Consider the following 6,418-nt stretch of genomic DNA (forward strand, 5'->3'; position numbering starts at 1 on the left):
CGGTGTGTCCATTAACCTGCGTATTGCCTTGAAGATGGTATAAATCTCTTCGTCATGTTTTGTTATCTTTCTTTCAAGAATGACCAGCTTATACGCCAGTTCTTTATGTGTTGATAAAATCTCTCTCAGCTTAACAAACGCCCGCATAATAGCTATGTTGACTTGTACAGCACGCTTGCTTCTCAAAACGCTGGATAGCATAGCAACACCCTGCTCAGTAAATGCTAAAGGCAGATGCCTGCGTCCTCATCGACCCGGCCTTTTTGATATTCCAGATTGGAATATCAAAGAATCAGTTTCTTCTTTTGACAACCCCTTAAATTGTCAATCATAATTTTTTTATGCCATAATAAAATCCATGTATTTCTTTAAAAAGTATTTCATTTTCATATTTATTCTTCTTTTTGCATCATCATGCGCTTTTTCTCAAAAGCCTGTGGCTACGGTGCAGCCTGAAGCGGCTCCTGTATTCTCAAAGGAAGCCTACTTCTATTACATGCTTGCTGAAGACGCGAAGCTCTCGCGTAACTATGAAGAGGCTTTAAAGTATATGGAGCAGGCTTTAAAGGAAGACACTGATTCGGAATATCTGATGACTGAGGCAGGGAGCCTTTACTTCAGCCTTAAGAGGATTGATGAAGCTGTAAGGATCTCTGAAGAGGCGCTTAAAATAAATCCTGATTATGAACCCGCGCTTTTGCTGCTTGGCGGCCTTTATTCAAGTAAGAATGATTCCGAGTCTGCTGCCGGGGTTTATGCGAGGATTATAAAGTTGAATCCTGGAAATACAGCCCCGTACCTTCACCTTGCCTACATATATTTAAATAACAGGAAGTATCCGGAAGCTGCAAAAGTACTCGAAGAGGTTATATCTATAGAACCCGGCAATGCTACGGCTATGTTCTGGCTTGGAAGCGCCCGCGCAGATATGAAGGATTATAACGGGGCAATTGATATACTCGAAAAGGCTATAGAGATTAGCCCGTCTTTTGAGAATGCATATATGCTGCTGGGCGGCCTCTATGAATTGTCTGGGATGAATGATAAAGCTATAGAGACTTATGAGGCGGCCTTGAAAATAGACCCTTACAGCATGGAGTTGATCAAAAATCTCACTTTGTTGTATCTGAAACAGGAGATGTCTGATAAGGCGATATCTTTGTTGGAAGGAGCTGTTGTGTCAAATCCCGATAATGTTGACATTCATATGATCCTGGCAAGCATATTTATTAATTCCAGGGATTACAAGAGAGCTGCGGAAGAGATTGCAATAATCAATTCGATTCAGCCTGATGATGAAAAGACAATATATTCTCTTGCCAATATACTCATTTTAATGGGCAAGGATGATGAAGCTGCTGAGCAGTATAAGAAACTGATAGAACTTTTACCTGAGGATCCTGAGCCGTATATGCATCTGGGTAACCTGTATATTAAAAATAAGGATTATAAAAGCGCTGAGGAGATATTTAAGAAAGGCCTGTCTGTAGTGGCCGGAAATGATCAGCTGAATTTTTATCTTGCCATTGTATATGAAAAGACGGGACGTTTTGATGAGATGATCGGGCAGCTTAAAAAGACGATAGAGATCAACCCCGGCCATGCTGATGCGCTGAATTATCTTGGCTATACTTATGCTGACAAAGGGATAAACCTTGACGAAGCAGAAGAGCTTATCAAGAGAGCGGTGGGGCTTGAGCCTGACAGCGCTTACATCAGAGACAGCCTCGGATGGGTCTATTATAAGAAAGGGATGTATGAAGAGGCTCTCATAGAGATAAAGGCGGCGGCGGAAACCATGAAAGACGACCCTGTTGTGCTGGAACATCTCGGGGATGTTTATCTGAAACTGAACGATAAGTCTTCCTCACTTAAAGCATGGCAAAGGGCGCTTGAGTTCCAGGATAAGGAAGAAGGCCTGAAGGAGAGGATAGAAAAGAAGGTCAAAGAGCTTGAGGGCGCCGGATCTTCAGGCATCAAGTAGTTAAATGCTCACCATTAATGCCCCTGCAAAGATAAATTGGTTCCTGAATGTCATCTGCCGCCGTGATGATGGTTTTCACGAGATCCGGAGCGTGGTCCAGAAGATAGCCTTGTATGACAAGCTGACTTTTTCACCTTCAAGTGAACTGAACATTGCGACTGATTCTGATATTCCTACTGAAGATAATCTCGTTTATAAGGCCGCTCGTCTTCTTAAGAAAAGATATAATGTTGACGCAGGAGCTCTGATCAGCCTGGAGAAAAAGATCCCTGTCGGCGCAGGATTAGGCGGGGGGAGCAGTGATGCAGCTGCCGCTCTGGTCGGATTAAATCAGCTCTGGTCGCTCAATCTGTCATTAAATGAACTCTCCTCATCAGCTCAGGAGATAGGCTCGGATGTCCCGTTGTTTCTGTATGATTCGATATCCTATCTTCAGGGAAGGGGTGAAAAGGTCGTTTCTTACAGGGCATTGGCTCCGGTTTATCTTTTGATCGTAAAGCCGTATTTTAATGTTTCTACAGCCTGGGCGTATGAGAATTTTCAGCTTTCCGGCGAAGACTTGCCAGGAAGTTCCAAGTCAGCACGGCCTATCGGGGTCAATTCCTGCCGGGATTCCGGGTTGACAAAAAAAGCGGATAAAGACGATAATATCAGGCATTTTATCAGTAAAATCAGTAAGGCTGAAGTATCTGATATTGCAGGTTATATTTTTAATGACCTCGAGGCCGTCACCGTCAAAAGATATCCTTTGATAGCAGAGATAAAGGACAGGCTGCTGGCACAAGGCGCGGCTGCGGCTCTTATGAGCGGAAGCGGGTCTGCCGTCTTCGGGGTCTTTGACTCTCTGGCAAAGGCCGGGGATGTTTCTGAATCTTTTACCGGGTTTTGGACAGCGGCTGTTAAAACAATAACAGACTAACGGGACTCATTTGATTTTTTTATTTTGTTTTGGGGCGTCGTCAAGCTGGTAAGACACAGGATTTTGATTCCTGCATTCGGGGGTTCGAATCCTCCCGCCCCAGCCAGAAATTCAGCTTTCAGCAAATGGCGGCCGGCTGTTTTTATACAGGAGCAAGTTTTTGGATTCAGCTGATGACTGAAAGCTTACAGCTTATTATAAGGAGATATGATGCCTGACAGAATAAAATTGTTTTCCGGTAATGCCAACAGGCCTCTTGCTCAGGAGATAGCCGATGTTCTCGGCATCTCGTTAGGCGAGGCGGCTGTCTCCACATTCAGTGACGGGGAGATAACTGTTCAGATAAATGAGAATGTAAGAGGTTTTGACGTTTTTGTCGTCCAGCCTACATGTATGCCTGTCAATCATAATATTATGGAGCTGCTCCTGATGATCGACGCGCTCAAGAGGGCTTCGGCAAAGAAGATAACCGCTGTCATCCCTTATTACGGCTACGCGAGACAGGACAGAAAGGCCCAGCCGAGGGTGCCTATCTCAGCGAGGGTGGTAGCTGACCTGCTGACATCGATAGGTGTGGACAGGGTGCTTACGATAGACCTGCACGCGGGGCAGATACAGGGTTTCTTCAGTATCCCGGTTGACCATCTCTATGCTTCACCTGTTCTTTCCAAATACCTGATGGAGAAATACTCCAGCAATACGGTTGTTGTTTCTCCTGACGCGGGCGGTGTTGAACGCGCGAGGGCATTTGCCAAACGGCTTAACGCCTCACTGGCTATCATTGATAAGCGGCGTGAAAAGGCAAATGTCTCCGAGGTGATGAACGTCATAGGTGATGTGGCAGGAATGAACGCAATTCTTTTTGATGATATGATAGACACAGCCGGAACTATCACACAGGCGGCGTCAGCGATAAAAGCAAATGGAGCCAAATGCGTTATTGCGGCATGCGCGCACGCGGTATTATCCGGCCCGGCCCTGGACAGGATAAATGATTCAGTCCTTGAGGAAGTTGTTGTTACCAATACAATACCCATGGACTGCAAAGTTGAGAAATGCAGTAAACTGACCGTGCTTTCCGTCGCGCCTTTGCTTGGAGAAGCGATAAAGAGGATACACGAGGAGTCATCGGTGAGTTCCCTGTTTCAATAAAAAATATATTTATGGGCGATCAGCATATTATTCTGCTCATCGTTTAACGGAGGTTCAAAAAAATGGAAAAGATTTTATTAAAGGCGGATGAAAGAAGAGAGAAGGGCAAGGGCGCTGCAAGGAGCCTGCGCAGGGCGGGACAGCTGCCTGCGGTTGTATACGGGGCCGGCAAGTCGATCCCGATAAAGCTGAATAGAAAAGAGATGGTAAGTCTTATAAAAGCAGGTGTTGCTGAACATGCCCTTATAACTCTTGAGCTTAACAGGGATAAGGCGAAGTCCACAGAGCATCCCGTGCTCATAAAAGAGTACCAGGTCGACCCGATAGACAGCATCCTGCTGCATGTTGACTTTATTGAGATATCGCTCAAAGATAAGCTCAAGATATCTGTTCCTATCATTATTACAAGGGAACCCAAGGGCATCAAAGAGGGGGGTATTCTTGAGCTGCAGATGAGAGAGGTTGAGATAGAGTGTCTTCCGACCCATATACCGCATGGCATCGAGGTAGACGCGGAGTTTATCGAGATCGGGCATTCTCTTCATGTAAGCGACCTGGTTCCTATGGAAGGCATAAAGATAATTTCTGACCCTGAGCAGGTTATCCTTGTTGTCAGTTCGCCAAAGATGGAGGAGGCTGTTGCCGCGCCTGCTGAAGGTGAGGTTAAAGAGCCTGAAGTGCTTAAAGCCAAAGGCAAGGCAGCAGAGGGAGAATCAAAGGAAACTAAAAAGTAATAATTATTATGTGGCTGGTTGTCGGCCTGGGTAATCCGGGACAGGAGTATGAGGATACAAGGCACAACATCGGTTTTATGGTTGTGGATGCCCTGGCGGCAGGCTCATCTATAAAATTAAAATACAAAACAGAAGCTTACCGTTATGGAAGAGGCTTTATCGAGGGGAAGGAGACGCTCCTGATAAAGCCTCTTACTTTTATGAACAGAAGCGGCAGGGCTGTAATGAGCGCCATTGCCAGGTTTAAAGAGATAGATAATATAATTGTTGTGCATGATGACCTTGACCTTGAGAAAGGGATTGTCAGGATAAAGCAGGACGGCTCTTCAGGCGGACACAAAGGTATCGGGTCTATCATAGATTCATTGGGTTCAAAGGATTTTCTCAGATTAAGAATAGGGATAGGGCGCCCAGCTAGGGTTCCGACAGAAGATTATGTCCTCAGGCCGTTCCCGAAAAGCGAAACAAAGATGCTGACTGAGACCATAGATAAGGCCGTAAACGCAGTTAAAGCAGTCCTTCATAAAGGCGTATCCTCCGCGCAGAACGAATTCCACAGGTAGAGAAGCAAACCTTTATTCAGATTGTCCGGATAGTTCCCAATGCCTCTGATATCTCATCTTCGCAATATGAATAAGACAGGCTCGCGCTGAAGACAAAGGGGATGTTCTGTATCTGCTTTAATCTTTCCGTCTGGTCATTTATGCTGTCGCCTTCTATTGTCGCGACTATCTTTCCGTCAGGATCGTGGAAATGGACTTCGCAATAGCCAATAGAGTTGATACGTTCTATAACATCCTGCAAGTGTTCTTTTGCCGTCTTGACAACAATGCCTGATACATTCATTTTGCGCCTCCTGTGGACTACTCGGTTTCAACACCTTCGTTTAAGTTATCTATCAGATTTGAATTGTAATGCCCTTGATCATCCCTGAACCCGCCTTTGAAAATATTCTTTACCGCCGGTGTCAGCTCTGTCTGTATCACATGGCATTGCACGCAGTTGTAACGGTTTCCGGCTAATTCGCCTTTCAGGTCTTTCCCTGTATCAAAATCCGTAAGGTGTGATTTAGGGATCGGGGTTGCACCTGTGGCCCCGGCCTCTTCCGGCATATGGCAGCCCATGCAGAGGTTTTCAGTCTGCGCTATGGGGAGCATCGCAGTGATATCATGCGGGATTAACGGAGGGCTGTTCTCAAAAGACCTCTCGAACCTGGTGCTCGTACCGGCTTCCTTGGTAATAGGCGCTCCATACACAGGGGCTGAGGTGTTTTCATCATACAGGTTTTCATGCCTCAGGCCAAGATCCTCTTCAGTATATATTTTTGTCTGGGCGCAGGAAAGCAATAAAAGTGAAACAATTGATACGGCCAATACCGGCATGATCCATATTTTTCTCTCTCGCAGCATAACATCCTCCTTTTTTATTTATAAATTTATTTTGAATATATATTGCTGAAATTCACAGCGTTGTCATCGCATACCTCAACGCACCTTCCGCAATTAATGCATTCCCCTGAGAGCACGGCCCCGCTCTGTCTGCCGACCATGTGCAGGACCTGTTTTTCAGGGCAGATATCAACGCACTTCATGCATGATGTGCATTTGTCCCTGTCATATCCGATCCGCA

9 protein-coding genes and 1 tRNA gene are annotated in these 6,418 nt (G+C 45.6%); 6 read left to right on the top strand and 4 right to left on the bottom strand.

The genetic code is table 11. The annotated features are described in order from the left end of the window. Positions 1 to 201: hypothetical protein (locus tag HY807_10565; GenBank protein ID MBI4826844.1), on the bottom strand; the 201-nt coding region annotated here is incomplete at its 3' end. 235 nt (positions 202 to 436) lie between these two features. On the opposite strand from HY807_10565, the gene HY807_10570 reads away from it, so the two are divergent. From HY807_10570 to HY807_10595, 6 genes are all read left to right on the top strand, one after another. Beyond that, on the top strand, positions 437 to 1,984 hold the full coding sequence (locus HY807_10570; GenBank protein ID MBI4826845.1) for a tetratricopeptide repeat protein: 1,548 nt from the start codon (positions 437 to 439) through the stop codon (positions 1,982 to 1,984). A 4-nt stretch (positions 1,985 to 1,988) separates the two neighbouring features. Next, positions 1,989 to 2,903: a 4-(cytidine 5'-diphospho)-2-C-methyl-D-erythritol kinase gene (gene ispE / locus HY807_10575; GenBank protein MBI4826846.1), complete on the top strand. Its 915-nt coding sequence runs from the start codon at positions 1,989 to 1,991 to the stop codon at positions 2,901 to 2,903. A gap of 30 nt (positions 2,904 to 2,933) precedes the next feature. Continuing rightward, a tRNA-Gln gene (locus HY807_10580) sits at positions 2,934 to 3,009 on the top strand. A 104-nt stretch (positions 3,010 to 3,113) separates the two neighbouring features. Next, entirely contained in the window at positions 3,114 to 4,055 is a 942-nt protein-coding gene (locus tag HY807_10585) for a ribose-phosphate pyrophosphokinase (GenBank protein MBI4826847.1), read from the top strand. A gap of 62 nt (positions 4,056 to 4,117) precedes the next feature. Then, the gene (locus tag HY807_10590) at positions 4,118 to 4,789 is read left to right on the top strand and encodes a 50S ribosomal protein L25 (protein MBI4826848.1); all 672 of its coding nucleotides are present in this window, start codon (positions 4,118 to 4,120) and stop codon (positions 4,787 to 4,789) included. 8 nt (positions 4,790 to 4,797) lie between these two features. Continuing rightward, positions 4,798 to 5,352: an aminoacyl-tRNA hydrolase gene (locus HY807_10595; GenBank protein MBI4826849.1), complete on the top strand. Its 555-nt coding sequence runs from the start codon at positions 4,798 to 4,800 to the stop codon at positions 5,350 to 5,352. Positions 5,353 to 5,368: 16 nt separating this feature from the next. Here the strand turns inward: HY807_10595 and HY807_10600 are convergent, their stop codons facing one another. The 3 genes from HY807_10600 to HY807_10610 all read right to left on the bottom strand — a co-directional run. Then, a complete protein-coding gene (locus HY807_10600) occupies positions 5,369 to 5,635 on the bottom strand; it encodes a chaperone NapD (protein MBI4826850.1) in 267 nt (88 codons plus the stop codon). A 17-nt stretch (positions 5,636 to 5,652) separates the two neighbouring features. After that, positions 5,653 to 6,171, bottom strand: coding sequence for a nitrate reductase cytochrome c-type subunit (locus HY807_10605; GenBank protein ID MBI4826851.1), 519 nt, complete (start codon positions 6,169 to 6,171; stop codon positions 5,653 to 5,655). Between the two features lie 53 nt (positions 6,172 to 6,224). Beyond that, on the bottom strand, positions 6,225 to 6,418 hold a 194-nt coding region (locus HY807_10610), incomplete at its 5' end, for a 4Fe-4S binding protein (GenBank protein ID MBI4826852.1).

The sequence above is a fragment of the Nitrospirota bacterium genome (assembly GCA_016207885.1).
Classification (GTDB): Bacteria; Nitrospirota; Thermodesulfovibrionia; order UBA6902; family UBA6902; genus JACQZG01.